The organism is Cellulosimicrobium sp. KWT-B, from assembly GCF_002127155.1.
Taxonomy (GTDB): domain Bacteria; phylum Actinomycetota; class Actinomycetes; order Actinomycetales; family Cellulomonadaceae; genus Cellulosimicrobium; species Cellulosimicrobium funkei.
This window is the reverse complement of sequence record NZ_NEDO01000001.1, coordinates 212,989-230,238: the sequence shown is the minus strand read 5'-3', so window position 1 is coordinate 230,238 and position 17,250 is coordinate 212,989. Positions and strand designations below refer to the sequence as shown.

The following is a 17,250-nucleotide window of genomic DNA, read 5'->3' as shown; positions in this document are numbered from 1 at the left end:
GGAACCCCGCTCAGCGGAGCACGGCGTCGAGCACGGCCTTCGTCGCCGCGGGGACCTCGCGGGCGCGGTAGAGCACGGCCTTCCACGGCTCCACGCTCGCCGCGCTGACGCCGACCCCCACGGCGTCGAGACCCGCGACGCGGCACGAGAACAGCGTGCGCGGCAGGTGGTACCCCTGCGTGACGACCACCGCCGTGCCGACGCCGAGCTCCGACGCCGCGCGCGTGCACGTCGCGTGGGTGTCGAAGCCCTCGCGGTCCAGCAGGATCGCGTCGTCGGGCACGCCGCGGCCGAGCAGCCACGCGCGCATCGAGCCGGGCTCGTCGTAGTCGTCGTGCGCGTCGCCGCTCACGAGCACGACGGGCGCGACGCCCCGGCCGTAGAGCTCGGCCGCCGCGTCGAGCCGACGGCGCAGGTACGTGGACGGCGTCCCGTCCGGCCGCAGCCCCGCCCCCGGGACGACGATCGCGTCGCTCGGCGGCACGTGCGCCGGGTCGGCGACGTGCGAGCGCCCCACCGCCTGCACGACGACGAACGGCGCCAGGACGAGCGCCACGAGCCCGGCGGCCGTCCCGAGGGTCAGGCGCCGCCGTCGGGAGCGGCGCGGACGACCCGACGAGGACCTGTCGGACGACGGTGCTGTTGGGCCTGCTGCTGACGCCGTGGTGGCGGGCGGCGACGCCGGATCGTCGGTCACGCCCCGACCCTAACGTCGCCGCCGCGTCGACGAGGCGGAGGGGGAGGGGGAGGGGGAGGGAGAGAGGGTCAGGTGGGGGAGGTGAGGGTCGTGAGCTCGGTGGTGAGGTTGGCGCGGGCGCGGTCCTCCCAGAGCGCGGCGGCCTGCGGGGTACGGAACAGCGTGCCGCCCTCGAGCAGCGCGCGCAGGACGGCGGCGCGCCTGGCCCGGAAGGCGTCGTCGGGCACGTGGGCGTACTCCGCGCGCACCTGCCGGGCGTAGCGCGCGTAGCGGTCCGGCGCGGAGCCGAGGACGGCGAGGTCGGCGTCCGAGACGAGCGCCCCGGGCGCGTCGCCCGGCGCCGGGGCGTGGTCGGTCGTCACGAGCACGAGCCGCACGACCTCCTCGACCTCGCGGGCGCCGAGGTGGCCCGTCAGCCGGGCGTCCGCGAGCTCGGCCGACCGCTCCTCGTCGCGGCCCGCCTGGCCGTCGTGCACGGCGTCGTGGAACCACAGCGCGAGCTGCGTCACCGCCGGCATCGGGCCCGTGCCCGACACCGCTCCGCCCGACGACGCGCCGCCCGACACCGCGCCGCCGGACGTGCCACCCGACGCCGCGGCGGCACCTCCGCGGGCGGGCGGCCGGGCGGCGTCGGGCACACCGGGCGGGCGTCCTTCCAGGAGCGCGAGGGAGTCGAGCGCGTGCACGAGGTGCTCGGGTCCGTGGTAGACGCGGTGCGGCTCGTGCCAGCGCTCGACGAGCTCGACGCCGACGTCGCGCGCGCCCGGGAGGAGCGCGTCCCAGCGCGCGAGGAGCGCGTCGGCCTTCGCCGCGCGCCGCGCCCGGCCGGGGACGCGCAGGCCGGAGGCGCCGAGGCGCCGCGCGAGCTCGCGACCCCCGACGGGCACCGCGCCCGCGGCGACCGCGACGTCGTACCGCTCGGCGGCGACGTCGTAGTGGTCGAGGTCGAACGCCCGCGGGCTCACGCCGATCGACGCCGCGAACGCGTGCAGCTCCGCGAGCGACGCGTCGGACACCAGATGGCTGAACAGCGTCCCGTGGGCGGGCCACGCGGGCGGGTCGATGAGAACGGTCACCGCCCGAGCATGCCACCGACCGGCGAGCCGACGCGCGGGCGTCGGCTCACCGGCCGGGGAGCGGCCTGAGCCGCGTAGGTGTCACCCGGAGGAGCCCGGGCGTGCGGGGATCAGCCGGCGCGCGAGGCCGCCTCGACGACCTCGACCGACTGGCGCGCGATGGCGAGCTCCTCCATCGTCGGGACCACCATGACGAGCGTGCTCGTCCAGTCCGGCGAGATGACGCGCGGCTCGCCGGAGTCGACGGCGTTGCGGTCCGGGTCGACGGCGAGGCCGAGCGGTTCGAGCCCCTCGACGACGGCGGCCCGCACCTCGGCGTCGTGCTCGCCGACGCCCGCGGTGAAGGCGACGACGTCCACGCGGCCGAGCACGGCGGCGTACGCGCCGACGTACTTCCGCAGCCGGTGGATGTACACGTCGAACGCGAGGCGGGCACCCTCGTGGCCGGCCTCCATGAGCCGGTGCAGCTCGCGGAAGTCGTTCACGCCGGACAGGCCCTTGACGCCCGAGCGCTTGTTGAACAGGTCGTCGATCTCGTCGATGCTCATGCCCGCGTTGCGCGCGAGGTGGAACACGACCGCGGGGTCGATGTCGCCCGTGCGCGTGCCCATGACGAGGCCCTCGAGCGGGGTCAGGCCCATCGAGGTCTCGACCGGCACGCCGCCCTTGACGGCCGACGCCGAGGCGCCGTTGCCGAGGTGCAGGACGATCGTGTTGAGACCCTCGATCCGGCGCCCGAGGACGCGCGCGACCTTCCCGGACACGTACTGGTGGCTCGTGCCGTGGGCGCCGTAGCGGCGGATCGCGTACTTCTCGGCGACCTCGGCGTCCAGGGCGTACGTCGCGACGTGCTGCGGCAGCCGCTGGAAGAACGCGGTGTCGAACACCGCGACGTGCGGCACGTCGCCGAGCAGCGACCGCGCGACCTCGATGCCCTTGACGTTCGCCGGGTTGTGCAGCGGCGCGAGCGGGGACAGCGAGCGGATGCGCTCGAGCACGCCGTCGTCGACGAGGACCGGGTCGGCGAACAGCGAGCCGCCCTGCACGACACGGTGCCCCACCGCGTACACGTCGGCGTCCGAGAGCGTCGGGCCCACGTCGTCGAACATGCTCAGCGCGATGCGCAGCGCGTGCCCGTGGTCCGCGACGGGCTCCTCGCGCGTCGTCGTGTTCCCGGCGAACCGGTGCTTGATGATCCCGGACTCCTCGCCGATGCGCTCGATCGTGCCCGCGGCGATCGCCTCGCCGCCGACGGGGTTGACGAGCTGGTACTTGAGCGAGGACGACCCCGAGTTCATGACGAGCACGGACCCGTGCGCGCCGTACGCGCTGTAGGGGTTGGGGCGCTCGCCCTCGGGCAGGATCGTCATGACGTGGCTCCCTGGGAGTCAGAGGTGGGGTCGACGGCGTCGGCCGGGGCCTGCGCCTGGATCGCGGTGATCGCGACGGTGTTGACGATGTCCTGCACGAGCGCGCCGCGCGAGAGGTCGTTCACCGGCTTGTTGAGGCCCTGGAGGACCGGGCCCACCGCGACGGCGCCCGCCGAGCGCTGGACCGCCTTGTAGGTGTTGTTGCCCGTGTTGAGGTCCGGGAAGATGAACACGGTCGCGCGCCCCGCGACGTCCGAGCCCGGCATCTTCGACGCCGCGACGGACGCGTCGACGGCCGCGTCGTACTGGATCGGGCCCTCGACGAACAGGTCGGGCCGGCGCTCGCGCACGAGCGCCGTGCCCCGGCGCACCTTGTCCACGTCGGCCCCCGAGCCGGACTCGCCGGTCGAGTACGACAGCATCGCGACCCGCTGGTCGACGCCGAACTGCTGCGCCGTCGCCGCCGAGGAGATCGCGATGTCCGCGAGCTGCTCGGCCGTCGGGTCGGGGATGACCGCGCAGTCGCCGTAGACGAGCACGCGGTCCTGCAGGCACATGAGGAACACGGACGAGACGACGGACACGCCCGGCTGGGTCTTGATGATCTCGAACGACGGCTTGATGGTGTGCGCCGTCGTGTGCTTCGCGCCCGACACCATGCCGTCCGCGAGCCCGAGGTGGACCATCATCGTGCCGAAGTAGGACACGTCCTGGACGCGCTCGCGCGCCTCCTCGAGCGTCATCCCCTTGTGCGCGCGCAGCCGCTGGTACTCGGCGGCGAACCGCTCCACGAGCTCCGGGTCGTGCGGGCTGACGACGTGCGCGGCGTCGATGTCGAGGCCGAGCTCCGCCGCGCGGGCGCGGACCTTCTGCTCCTCGCCGAGGATCGTCAGCTCCGCGACCTGGCGGCCGAGCAGCGTGGACGCGGCGCGCAGGATGCGGTCGTCGTCGCCCTCGGGCAGCACGACGTGCTTGCGGTCCGCGCGGGCGCGCGACAGCAGCTCGTACTCGAACATCAGCGGCGTGACGACCTCGGGCCGGGGCACGTCGAGCCCCGCGAGGAGCGCCGCGCCGTCGACGCTCTGCTCGAACAGCGCGAGCGCCGTGTCGACCTTGCGCTGCGACTCCTTGGTCACGCGGCCCCGGGCGCTCGCGGCGGCGCTCGCCGAGCGGAACGTCCCGAGGTCGGTGCGGATGATCGGCAGGCTCGGGTCGAGGTCCGCGACGAGACGCGCCGTCGACTCGGGCGGGAAGAACCCGCCGTTGAGGATCACGCCCGCGAGCGACGGGAAGCCCGACGCCGAGTGGGCGGCGAGCAGCCCGATGAGGATGTCCACCCGGTCGCCGGGCGTGATGACGACGGCGCCGTCGGTGAGCCGGTCGAGCAGGTGCTCGAACGACATCGCACCGACGAGCAGGTCGGTCGCCTCGCGCGCGAGGAGCTCCTCCTCGCCGAACGCGAGCGTCCCGCCGACGGCCTCCATGAGGATCCGCACGGTCGGCGCGTCGAGGAACGGGTCCTCGGGCACCGCCCAGCCCGGCAGCCGCGTGCCCGGGGCGGGCTGCGCCGTCGGGCCCGACGACGTCCCGCCCGCGAGCGGCTCGCCGTCCGGGCCCAGCGACCCGAGCAGCGCGCGCACCGCGTCGAGGTCGTCCGGCTGCACGCGGTTCGCGACGACGCCGATGGGCTGCGCGTGCTGCGAGCGCAGCTCGGCGACGCTGACCTCGATGAGGTTGCCCACGGCGTCGGGCGTGCGGCCCTTGCCGGAGACGACGAGCAGGACCGGTGCGCCGAGGTTCGCCGCGACGCGCGCGTTGAACGACAGCTCGGTCGGCCCGGCGACGTCGGTGTAGTCCGTGCCCACGACGACCACGAAGTCGCACTGGCTCGCGACCTCGTGGTACCGGGCCACGATCCGCGAGAGCGCGGCCTCCTGGTCGGCGTGGACGTCCTCGTACGTGACGCCGATCGCCTGCTCGGCGGTGACGTCCACGCCGTCGTGCGCGAGCAGCAGCTCGAGCACGTAGTCCTGCACGTCCGGGCCGGCGGCCCGGGTGACCGGCCGGAAGACCCCGACCCGCTGGACCTTGCGGACCAGCAGGTCGAGGACCCCCAGCGCGATCGTGGACTTGCCCGTCTCGCCCTCGGGCGAGGTGATGTAGATGCTGCGAGCGGTGTCGCTCACTCGTTGTCTCCTCCGGTGTCCTGCACGGCGGCGCTCGCGCCGTTGTACTGCGGGCCACCCTCCTCGGTCGCCGTCTCGCCGACGTCCGGCCACACCCAGTCGCGCACCTCGGGGATGTCCTCCCCGTGCTCGCGGGTGTACTGGCGGGCCGCCAGCCGCGCGTCGACCATCTCCTGGCGCAGGCCCGCGTAGGTCGAGCGCAGGGACGGCACACGGTCGATGACGTCGATCACCAGGTGGTAGCGGTCGATGTCGTTGAGCATGGCCATGTCGAACGGGGTGGTGGTGGTGCCCTCCTCCTTGTAGCCGCGCACGTGGATGTTCGCGTGGTTCGTGCGGCGGTACGTGAGGCGGTGGATGAGCCACGGGTAGCCGTGGTAGTTGAAGATGACCGGCCGGTCCGTCGTGAAGAGCGTGTCGAAGTCCTTGTCCGACAGGCCGTGCGGGTGCTCCTTCTCGTCCTGGAGCCGCATGAGGTCCACGACGTTGACGACCCGGACCTTGAGGTCGGGGATGCGCCGGCGCAGGATGTCCGCCGCGGCGAGCACCTCGAGCGTGGGCACGTCGCCCGCGGCGCCGAGCACGACGTCCGGGTCCTCGCCCTCGACCTCGGTGCCGGCCCAGTCCCAGATGCCGAGGCCGCGCGAGCAGTGCGCGATCGCCTGGTCCATCGACAGGAACTGCGGCGCCGGCTGCTTGCCCGCCACGACGACGTTCACGTACTGGCGCGAGCGCAGGCAGTGGTCGTACGTCGAGAGCAGCGTGTTCGCGTCCGGCGGCAGGTAGACGCGGACGATCTCGGCCTTCTTGTTCACGACGTGGTCGATGAAGCCCGGGTCCTGGTGGCTGAAGCCGTTGTGGTCCTGGCGCCACACGTGGCTCGACAGCAGGTAGTTGAGGCTCGCGACCGGGCGCCGCCACGGGATGTGGTTCGTGACCTTGAGCCACTTCGCGTGCTGGTTGAACATCGAGTCGACGATGTGGATGAAGGCCTCGTAGCTCGTGAACAGGCCGTGCCGCCCGGTGAGCAGGTAGCCCTCGAGCCAGCCCTGGCACTGGTGCTCCGACAGCATCTCCATGACGCGGCCGGCGCGCGCGAGGTGCTCGTCGACGTCGGGCCCGAAGAAGTCGGCGTTCCACTGCTTGTCCGTGACCTCGTACACGGCCTGGAGGCGGTTCGACGCCGTCTCGTCGGGGCCGAAGATCCGGAAGTTGTCCGGGTTCTTCCGCACGACGTCGGTGAGCCACTGGCCGAGGACGCGCGTCGACTCGGCGATGCTGCTGCCCGGCCCGGTGACGTCCACGGCGTAGTCGCGGAAGTCCGGCAGGCGCAGGTCCTTGAGCAGGAGGCCGCCGTTCGCGTGCGGGTTGTCGCTCATGCGGAGCGTGCCCTCGGGGGCGAGCGCGGCGACGTCGTCGACCAGGCGGCCGTCCTCGTCGAACAGCTCGTCGGCCCGGTAGGACTCGAGCCAGCCGCGCAGCACCTCGAGGTGCTCCGGGGTGTCCCGGGCGCTCGCGAGCGGCACCTGGTGCGCGCGCCACGAGTCCTCGGTCTTCTTGCCGTCGATGACCGGCGGGCACGTCCAGCCCTTCGGCGTGCGGAACACGATCATCGGCCACGCGGGACGCTCGTCGTTACCCGCCGCGGCGTCGGCCTTGATCTGCGCGATGTGGTTGAGCACCTCGTCGAGGAGCTGCGCGAAGCGGCGGTGCACCTCGAAGTGGTCCTCGCCGTCGAACCCGCCCGTGAAGAAGTAGGGGGTGTGGCCGTAGCCGATCATGAGGTCGCGCAGCTCGTCGTCGCTGATGCGCGCGAGCACCGTCGGGTTGGCGATCTTGTAGCCGTTGAGGTGCAGGATCGGCAGGACGACGCCGTCGTTGCGCGCGTTGACGAACTTGTTCGAGTGCCAGCTCGTCGCGAGCGGGCCCGTCTCCGCCTCGCCGTCGCCGACGACCGCGGCGACGAGCAGGTCGGGGTTGTCGAACGCGGCGCCGTACGCGTGGGAGAGCGCGTAGCCCAGCTCACCGCCCTCGTGGATCGACCCGGGCGTCTCCGGCGCGACGTGGCTCGGGATGCCGCCCGGGAAGGAGAACTGGCGGAACAGCCGGCGCAGGCCCTCGGTGTCCTGGGTGACGTCCGAGTAGGTCTCGGAGTACGTCCCCTCCAGGTACGCGTTCGCGACGAGGCCGGGGCCGCCGTGGCCGGGCCCGGCGACGTAGATCGTCGACTGGCGGCGCTGCGCGATCGCGCGGTTGAGGTGCGCGTAGAGGAAGTTGAGGCCCGGCGTGGTGCCCCAGTGGCCCAGGAGGCGCGGCTTGACGTCCTCGCGGTCCAGCGGCGTGCGCAGCAGCGGGTTGTCGAGGAGGTAGATCTGGCCGACCGAGAGGTAGTTCGCCGCGCGCCACCAGGCGTCGACCCGACGCAGGGTGTCGTCGTCGAGCGGTGCGATCTCGGCGGGTTGCCAGGCGGTGGACTCGGTGACGGTGGTCGTGCTCATCTCACGCTCCTGCGGGGGAAGGGTCCGTGAACGACTACGGCTTCATACAACCCCATCGACCGGGGGCCTGCACTATTCCTCCTGGCGCCGGGCGGTGTGACCTGCGCCCACGACGGCACAAAAGGTCCAAGGTCCCGCGCCCGGGAACCACGGCCGAGGACGTTGTCCCCGACGCCGGGGGCCGCTGGGCGGCGTGTGACGTTCGCCCGGGAGGCGGTCCGGATGCGGGGAGCCGCCCGCGCCCCGGATACCGTGGGGTCGTGCCCGAGCCCACCGCGCCCCGCTCGTTCTGGGCGGTCGCCCGCCAGCCCCGGGTCGTCGGGCTGCTCGTGCTCCTCCTCGTCGCCGCGGCGGTGTGCGCGCGGCTCGGCGTCTGGCAGCTCGACCGCGCCCAGCAGCGCGCCGAGCTCGCGGCGCAGCACGAGGCCGCCGAGCTCGAGGCCGCCGGACCCGAGGGCGTCGGCGTGCTGCTCCCGCCGCAGTCCACGTTCCCCGGCGAGCTCGTCGGCCGGCAGGCCTGGGTCGAGGGCGAGTACGACGCGGAGGGGCAGCTCCTCGTCGAGGGTCGCGCGCTCGACGGCCGTGTCGGCTACCTCGTGCTCACCCCGCTCCACGTGACCGACGACGGCACCCAGGGCGCGTCGTGGGCCGACCTCTCGGGCGCCCCGGTCCTGCCCGTCGTGCGGGGCTGGGTCGAGTCGCCCGAGGAGAGCGCCGCGCTCGACCCGCCGGACGGCGTCGTGCGCCTCACCGGCTACCTCCAGGCCTCCGAGGCCGCCGGGCAGGGCGGCTCCGCCCCCGGCCGCACCGACGCGATCTCCACGGGCGAGCTCGTCAACGCGTGGGGCGGGCCGATGTACTCGGGGTACCTCGTGCTGCTGTCCTCGGACCCGGCGCAGCCGTCGGCGGCCGACGGCGGCCCGGCCCAGCTCCCGCGCCCGACGATCGAGGGCGGCACGGGGCTCAACCTGCAGAACCTGTTCTACGCGCTCCAGTGGTGGGTGTTCGGCGGGTTCGCCGTGCTGCTGTGGGTCCGGCTCGTGCGCGACGAGGCGGCGGGCGGCAAGCGCCGCGCGCGCGGGGAGGACGCCGGGATCGCCGGCCTCCCCGGCCCGGCCGACCCCGATGCGGCCGGCCCGCGAACGACCCCCTGAGAGCGGGTCGGGAGCGCACGCGCCGCCGTTCCGGGCCGGGAGCGGGCGGATACCCGTCTCAGCACGTGACACAGCGCTTGCCGGACATATGTACGGACCTCAGTCTTATCCCGCCCGGACAGAGCGTCCGGGCGGTCCGCCGGTCGACGTCGCCCGGCGGTCGGAGAGACACGGGGGTACTCCATGAAGAAGCGCCTTGCACCGTTCGCGGTGGCAGCGGTCACGATCGGTCTGGTCCTCGCCCCGGCGGCGAGCGCGAGCGCGGCGAGCAGGACCACGCCGTACAACTGCGGAACCCGCGACGCGAAGATCACGGCGAGCGCGCCGACGAACGTGTCGCTCCGGGTCAACGGGACGACCAACAGCGCGCGCAACAGCGCGGGCGCGGCGGTGACGATGTACGACTACGACGGCCAGGGCACCGCCTACGCGACGTCGACCGACGCGTCGGTGGCGATCCACGTCTCGTGCTTCTGACGCACTGTTCCCGTCGGGTCGTCTGACTCCGTCAGGTCGCCCTTCGCTGCGTCACCCGGTGCCCGGTCGTCGTCCGCGACGGCCGGGCACCGGCGCGTCCGGGCCCACCTCCGCCTGCGCGTCCCGGCCGCCCGCGGTCAGTCGTCGAGGTCGAGGTCCTTGAACCACGACTCGGTGACGTAGTCCGTCTCCCAGCCGAGCGAGCGGTAGAGCTGGTCGGCCTTGGTGGGGGAGTCGGCGTCGACCTCGAGCGCCACGCGGTCGCGACCGTCCCGGGCGGCGTCGGCGATCACCGTCGCGAGCAGCGACTTCGCCACGCCGCGGCCGCGGGCGGCGCGCGTCACCCCGATGTACTCCACGTACGTGCCCGGCGCGCCGCTCTCGCCCGCGGCGATCGACGAGCACACGACCGTGCCCGCGGGGACCCGGTGGCCGTCGTCGGTGTCCACGTACGCGAGCCACCAGTGGTCCCAGCTGTGGCCCGGGTCCTCGCGGAGCCGCTGCACGAACTCCGAGAAGCTCTCCCGGTAGGAGTTGAAGTGGTCCTGGAAGGACGTCTCCAGCATCTGGTGCACGACCTGGAGGTCGGCCGCGACGGGCATCCCGTTCTCGTGCCGCTCGACCGGGCGGACCGTGACCCCGGCGCGCGGGGCGAGCGCGGCCTCGTCCGGGACGACGGGGCGCGTCATGTGCAGCCAGCTGCGCCGCCGCGCGTACCCGGCCCGGGTCAGCCACTGCGCCTGGCGCGTGTCGTCGGCGAACGGGCTCTCGTCGAGGCGCGTCGCCGTCACGCCGCGCAGGCGCGCCATCGCGACCGCGGTGCGCTCCGCCCAGCGGTAGAACGCGTCCGCGATCGCGTCGACCTCGGCCACGTCGCGGTCGAAGTAGCCCCAGACGGTGGCCCGCCCGGCGGCGCGGTCGTGCACGGTCACCCAGGCGCGCGGGACGTCGTCGGGCCCGACGGCGACCAGCTGGCGCCGCGTCCAGGAGGCCAGCCCCGCGACCTCGGACTCGATCCCGGCGGGGTCGACGTGCGTCGAGCCCGTGCCCTGGAGCTCGTCCAGGCGTCGCAGCCGGACGAGCGCGTCGATGTCGGCGTAGCCGGGGACCCGGGCCCGCCAGGGGCTCGGGAGGGTCGGGAGGTCGTGCGGGGTGGCGCTCGTGGTTCCAGGCATTGGCACCATCTTGGCACCGACCGGCGCTACTCCTGCTGCCAGGAGTGCCACAGCCGCGCGTAGTCGCCGCCCGCGGCGACGAGCTCGTCGTGCGGGCCGATCTCGCTGATGCGGCCGCCGTCGACCACGGCGACGCGGTCGGCGTCGTGCGCGGTGTGCAGGCGGTGCGCGATCGCGACGACCGTCCGGCCGGCCAGCACGGCGTCGAGCGAGCGCTCGAGGTGGCGGGCCGCCCGGGGGTCGAGGAGCGACGTCGCCTCGTCGAGCACGAGCGTGTGCGGGTCGAGCAGCACGAGGCGCGCGAGCGCGAGCTGCTGCGCCTGCGCCGGGGTGAGCACGTGCCCGCCCGACCCCACGGTCGTCGCGAGGCCCTCGGGCAGCGACTCGGCCCACCCGCGCGCGTCGACGGCGTCGAGCGCGTCGAGCAGCTCGGCCTCGTCCGCGTCGACCTTCGCGAGGCGCAGGTTGTCCGCGAGCGTGCCGACGAACACGTGGTGCTCCTGCGTGACGAGCGCGACCTCGCGCCGCAGGTCCTCGAGCGGCAGGTCGACGAGCCGCACGCCGCCGGAGCGGACGGAGCCCGCCGTCGGGGGGTGGATGCCCGCGAGCATGCGGCCGAGTGTCGACTTGCCCGCGCCCGACGGCCCGACGACGGCGAGCCGCTCGCCCGGCTCGAGGTCGAGCGAGACGCCGTGGAGCACGGGGTGGCCCTCGCGGTAGGCGTACTCGACGTCGCGCGCGACGAGGCGGTCGCCGTCGGGCACGTCGCCCGTCGGGGTGCGGTCGCCAGGCACCTGCGCGACGCCGACGATGCGCGCGTACGACGCCGCGGCCACCTGGATCTCGTCGAGCCAGAAGATGAGGTTCCACACCGGCCCGGCGAGCTGGAACGCGTAGGTCGTCACCGTGGCCACGGCGCCGAGCGTCGTCTGGCCCTGCGAGAGCAGCCACGCGCCCCACACGAGGGCCGCGACGGGCGCGATCGCGATGGCGAGGTCGATGCCCGGGAACAGCACGGTGCGCAGCCCGAGGGTGTACCGCTCCGCCTCGAACGCCTCGGTGAGGTCGGCGCGCACGCGCGCCTGGCGGCGCTCGGTGAGCGAGAGCGCGTCGACCGTGCGCGCGCCCTCGACGCTCTCGGTGATGGTGCCGTTGAGCGTCGCGTAGGCGGCGGCCTCGCGCTGGTAGCCGGCCGACGCGCGCTTGAGGTACCACCGCGACACGACGACGAGCAGCGGCACGCCCACGAACAGCGCGAGCGCGACGAGGGGTGCGACCACGACGGCCGCGACCGCCGTGAGCACGAGCGTGACGACCGCGACGAGGAGCTGCGGCACGCCGAACCGCACGGCATGCTGGATGCGGTCGACGTCGTTCGTCGTGCGCGCCACGAGGTCGCCCGTGCCCGCGCGCTCGACCGTGGACAGCGGCAGCGACGTCACCGTCTCGACGAGTTCCTCGCGCAGCTCGGCGAACACGGTCTCGCCGAAGACCATGGACAGGCGCTGCGCGTACCGGCGCAGGACGGCCTGCGCGACGACTGCGCCCGCGCCCACGGCGACGACCGTCGTCACGTACGACGACGTGGTGCCCTCGGTGACGGCGTCGACGAGCCGGCCGAGGAGCCACGGCCCCACGAGACCCGCGACCGCGGCCAGGGTGTGGAGGACGGCGATGAGCACGAACGTGCCGCGGTGCCGGGCGAACAGGCGTCCGGCGGCGGCGCGGACGGCGGGGCCGTCGGCGACGGGGAGCCTCATGCCTGGCCTCCTTCGGGTGCGGTGCGGGCGAGGGCGGGGGTGTCGTCGAGCGAGCGCCCGACGACGCGCAGGTACCGGGCCGCGTCGTCGTCCGGTGCGGTCGCGGGGGAGTGGGCGCGGTCGACGAGGTCGCGGTGCGTGCCGCGCGCCGTGACCCGGCCGTCCTCGAGGAGCAGCACCTCGTCGACGTGCTCGAGCACGAGCGGCGACGCCGTGACGACGAGGGTCGTGCGCCCGCGACGAGCCTGCGCGAGGCTCGCGGCGATCCGCGCCTCGGTGTGCGCGTCGACGGCGCTCGTCGGCTCGACGAGGACGAGGATCTCCGGGTCCGTGAGGAGCGCCCGGGCGAGTGCGACGCGCTGGCGCTGGCCGCCCGAGAGCGACCGCCCCTTCTCGGGCAGCTCGCCCGCGAGGCCGTCGGGCACGGCGTCGAGCACGTCGTGCGCGTCGGCCGTGCTCACCGCGGCGAGCACCTCGGCCTCCGTGGCGGTGCCGCGCGCGTCGAGCTCGTCGCGCAGCGCCCCCGAGAAGAGCTGCGGCGTCGCCTCGGCGACGACGACGCGGCGCCGGAGCGCGTGCTTGTCGAGCGCGGCGAGCGGCGTGCCGCCGAGCCGCACGGGCGTGGCCGCCTCCGCGGCGTCGTCGAACCGGCCCAGCCGGGTCGCGACGGCCGCCGACGCGTCCGGGTCCGCCGAGACGAGCGCGACGACGCGTCCCGGCTCGAGCACCAGGCCGCTCGTCTCGTCGACGAGGGGGCTGCCCTCGGGCGGCATGGGCGCGGTGGCCGGGGTCGCGCCCGCGGCCGGCTCGACCGCGAGGACGCGCACGATCTTGCGCGCGGCGACGTGGGCGCGCGTCGCGATGTTGAGCATCTGCGTCGCGACCTGCAGCGGCCAGCCGAGGAACGCCGCGTACCCGTAGAACGCGACGAGCTGCCCGGGCGTGATCTCGCCGCGCAGGGCCGCCGTCGCGCCGAGGTAGACGACGAGCACGACGAGGAGGCCGGGCAGGAGCACCTGGAGCGCGTCGAGCGTGGCCTGCGTGTGCGCGACCTTCACGCCGGCCTCGCGGACCTTCTGCGACTGCTGCGCGTAGCGGCCCACGAACACGCCCTCGCCGCCGATCCCGCGCAGGATGCGCAGGCCCGACACCGTGTCCGCGCCGAGCGTCGTCAGACGGCCCTGCGCCTCGCGCTGCGCGGCCTGGCGCTGCTGGAGCGGCTTGACGAGCAGCGCGAGCACCGCGGCGACGACCGGCAGGCCCAGCACGACGACGAGCCCGAGCTGGAGCGACGTCGAGAGCATGATGACCGCCACGACGACGTACGCGCCGAGCGCGCCGAGGAACTGGCCCATCATCGAGAAGAGCTGGCCGACGCGCATCGCGTCGCTCGCGACGGTGGACACGACCTCGCCCGTCGGGAGCTCCTCGGTGATCGCGTCGCCCGAGCGGGCCGTGACGTCACCCACGAGCTGCGACGTCGTGAGCGCCGAGCGCAGCCAGTTCGCGATGTCGAACCGGTGCTGCGTCACGCCCGTGACGACGATGCCCAGGCCCAGCGCGAGCAGGAGGCCCGCCCAGCGCCACAGCTCGGCGCCGAACCCGGCGGTGAGCCCCTCGTCGAGCGCGCGGCCGAGCATGTACGGCTGGAACGCCTGGCACGCGAAGTTCACGAGGCCGAGCAGCACGGACACCGTGAGCACCGTCCACTGGCGCCGGGCGATCCAGAGGAGGTAGCGGGACGGGCCGCGCAGGTCGGGGGTCCCCGGGTCGGGGAGAGGGAGGGGTCGCACGGTGTTCTACCCTAGGTTCGGCGTCCGACACGCGGCGACGGTTTAACGCGGCGACCGCGTCACGCCACCGCACGCGGCGGAGACCGCCGCGGCCGTCTCGCCCGGAACGAGGACCTCTCCCATGACCACGCAGGACCCGGCCACCCCCACCGACGCGCCCGTCGTCGCCCCCGCCGACGCGGCGTCACCCAGCGCGGAGGCCGCGCGCACCGCGATCCGCAAGGCGCGCGGCGCGCTCGCGCGCTACCGGGTCCTCGCGATCATCACCGGCGTGATGCTGCTCATCCTGTGCGTCGAGATGCTCGTCAAGTACGGCGTGGGCCAGTTCGTCGACGTCGACGGGGTCATGCGGTACGTGTCCTGGATCCCGTTCGCCCACGGGTGGATCTACGTCGTGTACCTCGTCACCGTGCTCGACCTGTGGACCAAGATGCGCTGGGGCTGGGGCCGCCTCGCGACGATGGTGTTCGCCGGCGTCGTCCCGGTCATGTCGTTCATCCTCGAGAAGAAGGTGCACGCCGAGGCCGACGCGAAGCTCGTCGCGCTGGAGGAGCAGTACGCGGCATGACGACGCCGCTCGCGCCCCTCGTCGCGCCCGGTCCCGAGCTCTCGACGCCGGAGCTCGAGCGCTACGCGCGCCACCTCGCGCTGCCGGGCGTCGGCACCGAGGGCCAGCGGCGGCTCGCGGCCGCGCGCGTGCTCGTCGTCGGCGCGGGCGGCCTCGGCAGCCCTGCGCTGCTCTACCTCGCCGCCGCGGGCGTCGGCACGATCGGCATCGTCGACGACGACGCCGTCGACACGTCCAACCTCCAGCGTCAGGTCATCCACGGCGGGTCGGACGTCGGGCGCCGCAAGGTCGACTCCGCGCGCGAGAGCATCGCGGACGTCAACCCGCACGTCCACGTCGTCGAGCACGCGCTGCGGCTCGACGCGGACAACGCGCTCGACGTGCTGCGCGGCTACGACGTCGTGCTCGACGGCGCCGACAACTTCCCGACCCGCTACCTCGTCTCCGACGCGGCCGAGGTCCTCGGCCTGCCCGTCGTCTGGGGCTCGATCTACCGCTTCCAGGGACAGGTCAGCGTCTTCTGGGCCGCGCCCCGGTTCGCCGTGCCCGACGACGCCCCGCACCCGGACGCCGCGGGTCCCGACCCTGCGGCGGGGTCGGGGGAGCAGGGCCCGCGCGGGGTCACCTACCGCGACGTGTTCCCCGTCCCGCCGCCCCCGGGCGCGGCACCCGACTGCGCGACCGGCGGCGTGTTCGGCGCGATGTGCGGCACCGTCGGCTCGGTCATGGCGACCGAGGCGATCAAGCTCGTCACCGGCGCCGGCACGACGCTGCTGGGCCGCCTCGCCGTCTACGACGCCCTCGACCTCTCGTGGCGCCAGCTCACCGTGCGCGCCGACCCGACGCGCGAGCCCGTCACCGCGCTCCTGCCGGGCGATGACGCCTACGCCGCGTTCTGCGGGCTCCGGCCCGCGGCGCAGGCCGTGGCGGTGCCCGGTGCCGGGGCGGGGCCGACCGGGGCAGCGGGGCCCGCGCCGCGCGACGTGTCCGCCCCTGACGCGGCCGCCCTGCTGCGGGCCGACGACGCCGCACCCTTCCTCCTCGACGTCCGCGAGGACTGGGAGGCGCAGGTGCGCCCGCTCCCCGGGTCGACGCTCGTCCCGAGCGGCGCGTTCCTCGGCGGCGCGCAGGACCCCGGTGCCGCCGCGGCGCTCGCGGACCTGCCCGCCGACCGCCCGGTGCTCATGGTGTGCGCGGTCGGCGGCCGGTCGGCCCGCGTCGCGGACGTCGCTCGCGCCGCGGGCCTCGACGCGCGCTCCGTCGTCGGCGGCGTCCCCGCCCTCCTCGCCGCCCTGGAAACTCCCGCCCCCTAGCCCCCCTGCACGTCGACCAGGTGGTCGTGGTGCGTCCTGGTCGGCGGACGAGCCGGGACGGCCTGCTCGGCCCGCCGGGACGGCCTGGTCGACGGGGTCAGAGGGCCAGGTCGAGGCGGCCCTGCGGGGACGAGCTCGCCAGGGCGCCCTCGCGGCGGGGGATGCGCCCGGCGCCCGCGGCGAGCCGGCCCGACTCGACGGCGAGGCGCATCGCGCGGGCCATGCGGACCGGGTCTGCGGCACGCGTGACGGCCGTCGCGAGGAGCACGCCGTCGCAGCCGAGCTCCATGGCGAGCGCGGCGTCGGACGCCGTGCCGATCCCCGCGTCGAGGATCACGGGCACCCGGGCCGCGGCGGCGATCGCCTCGATGTTGCGCGGGTTGAGGATGCCCAGCCCCGTGCCGATGGGCGCCCCGAGGGGCATGACGGCCGCGCAACCGACGTCCTCCAGCCGGCGCGCGAGGATCGGGTCGTCGTTCGTGTAGGGCAGCACGACGAACCCGTCGCGCACGAGCTGGTCCGCCGCCTCGACGAGGCCGACCGGGTCGGGCAGGAGGGTCACGTCGTCGGCGATCACCTCGAGCTTGACCCACTCGGTGCCGCACGCCTCGCGCGCGAGGTGCGCGGTGAGCACGGCCTCCCGCACCGAGAAGCATCCGGCGGTGTTGGGCAGCGCGCGGATGCCGAGGCGGGCGAGCAGCGCCCAGATCCCCGCGTCGGGGCTCGCGTCCCCGCCGGCGCGGACGGCGACGCGCCGCATCGCGACGGTCGTCAGGGCGGTGCCCGACGCGACGAGCGCGTCCTCGAGCGTGAGCAGGTTCGCGGCCCCGCCGGTGCCCATGACGAGGCGCGACCCGATCGGGGTGCCGGCGACGACGAGCGGGTCGTCGGCGTCGGCCGGGCCGCTCGCGGTGGCGGGGGAGACGTCGGTCGTGGTCATGGGTCCTCCTCAGCCGCCCTGGACGGCGGTGACGATCTCGATGCGGTCCCCGGGCGCGACGACGGTCGTCGCCCAGGCGCCGCGCGGCACGACGGCGTCCCCGACGGCCACCGCGACGCCCTGCGGCGTGCCGTCGGCGACGTAGGCGGGGACGAGCGCGGCGACGAGCCGCTCCAGGTCGACGTCGCCGTCGAGCGGGTACGGCTCGCCGTTGACGAGCGCGGTGGGTGCGGGTGCGGTCAC

Annotated in this window: 14 protein-coding genes; 4 read left to right on the top strand and 10 right to left on the bottom strand. The window is 74.6% G+C overall.

What is annotated here, in order from left to right; all coding sequences use genetic code 11:
* Positions 1-10 precede the first annotated feature (10 nt).
* The 5 genes from B9L22_RS00965 to B9L22_RS00945 form a co-directional block, all read right to left on the bottom strand.
* On the bottom strand, positions 11-697 hold the full coding sequence (locus tag B9L22_RS00965) for a vancomycin high temperature exclusion protein (protein ID WP_233139571.1): 687 nt from the start codon (positions 695-697) through the stop codon (positions 11-13).
* 68 nt (positions 698-765) lie between these two features.
* Complete coding sequence (locus B9L22_RS00960; RefSeq protein WP_086148938.1) at positions 766-1,773, bottom strand: DUF4031 domain-containing protein; 1,008 nt, start codon at positions 1,771-1,773, stop codon at positions 766-768.
* A gap of 110 nt (positions 1,774-1,883) precedes the next feature.
* Complete coding sequence (locus B9L22_RS00955) at positions 1,884-3,143, bottom strand: acetate/propionate family kinase (RefSeq protein ID WP_086148937.1); 1,260 nt, start codon at positions 3,141-3,143, stop codon at positions 1,884-1,886.
* A complete protein-coding gene (pta, locus tag B9L22_RS00950; protein WP_043656331.1) occupies positions 3,140-5,329 on the bottom strand; it encodes a phosphate acetyltransferase in 2,190 nt (729 codons plus the stop codon). The genes B9L22_RS00955 and pta overlap by 4 nt, the downstream gene beginning before the upstream one ends.
* Entirely contained in the window at positions 5,326-7,827 is a 2,502-nt protein-coding gene (locus tag B9L22_RS00945; RefSeq protein WP_021482342.1) for a phosphoketolase, read from the bottom strand. The genes pta and B9L22_RS00945 overlap by 4 nt, the downstream gene beginning before the upstream one ends.
* A 260-nt stretch (positions 7,828-8,087) precedes the next feature.
* Here B9L22_RS00945 and B9L22_RS00940 point away from each other — a divergent pair, with 260 nt between their 5' ends.
* Positions 8,088-8,981: an SURF1 family protein gene (locus B9L22_RS00940; RefSeq protein ID WP_086148936.1), complete on the top strand. Its 894-nt coding sequence runs from the start codon at positions 8,088-8,090 to the stop codon at positions 8,979-8,981.
* 183 nt (positions 8,982-9,164) lie between these two features.
* The gene (locus B9L22_RS00935) at positions 9,165-9,458 is read left to right on the top strand and encodes a hypothetical protein (RefSeq protein ID WP_034654148.1); all 294 of its coding nucleotides are present in this window, start codon (positions 9,165-9,167) and stop codon (positions 9,456-9,458) included.
* Between the two features lie 137 nt (positions 9,459-9,595).
* Here B9L22_RS00935 and B9L22_RS00930 read toward each other — a convergent pair whose 3' ends face one another.
* Genes B9L22_RS00930 through B9L22_RS00920 form a run of 3 tightly spaced genes read right to left on the bottom strand, consistent with a single transcriptional unit; the run spans position 9,596 to position 14,186 of the window.
* The gene (locus tag B9L22_RS00930; protein ID WP_198947173.1) at positions 9,596-10,633 is read right to left on the bottom strand and encodes a GNAT family N-acetyltransferase; all 1,038 of its coding nucleotides are present in this window, start codon (positions 10,631-10,633) and stop codon (positions 9,596-9,598) included.
* A gap of 26 nt (positions 10,634-10,659) precedes the next feature.
* Complete coding sequence (locus B9L22_RS00925; RefSeq protein WP_086148934.1) at positions 10,660-12,393, bottom strand: ABC transporter ATP-binding protein; 1,734 nt, start codon at positions 12,391-12,393, stop codon at positions 10,660-10,662.
* Positions 12,390-14,186, bottom strand: coding sequence for an ABC transporter ATP-binding protein (locus tag B9L22_RS00920; protein WP_086148933.1), 1,797 nt, complete (start codon positions 14,184-14,186; stop codon positions 12,390-12,392). The genes B9L22_RS00925 and B9L22_RS00920 overlap by 4 nt, the downstream gene beginning before the upstream one ends.
* A 121-nt stretch (positions 14,187-14,307) precedes the next feature.
* On the opposite strand from B9L22_RS00920, the gene B9L22_RS00915 reads away from it, so the two are divergent.
* Complete coding sequence (locus tag B9L22_RS00915) at positions 14,308-14,754, top strand: DUF3817 domain-containing protein (RefSeq protein WP_086148932.1); 447 nt, start codon at positions 14,308-14,310, stop codon at positions 14,752-14,754.
* Positions 14,751-16,067, top strand: a complete 1,317-nt coding sequence (locus tag B9L22_RS00910) for a ThiF family adenylyltransferase (protein WP_086148931.1) — start codon at positions 14,751-14,753, stop codon at positions 16,065-16,067. The genes B9L22_RS00915 and B9L22_RS00910 overlap by 4 nt, the downstream gene beginning before the upstream one ends.
* A 97-nt stretch (positions 16,068-16,164) precedes the next feature.
* Here the strand turns inward: B9L22_RS00910 and B9L22_RS00905 are convergent, their stop codons facing one another.
* Positions 16,165-17,007: a thiazole synthase gene (locus B9L22_RS00905; RefSeq protein WP_086148930.1), complete on the bottom strand. Its 843-nt coding sequence runs from the start codon at positions 17,005-17,007 to the stop codon at positions 16,165-16,167.
* 9 nt (positions 17,008-17,016) lie between these two features.
* Positions 17,017-17,250: a sulfur carrier protein ThiS gene (gene thiS, locus B9L22_RS00900; protein WP_076405108.1), complete on the bottom strand. Its 234-nt coding sequence runs from the start codon at positions 17,248-17,250 to the stop codon at positions 17,017-17,019.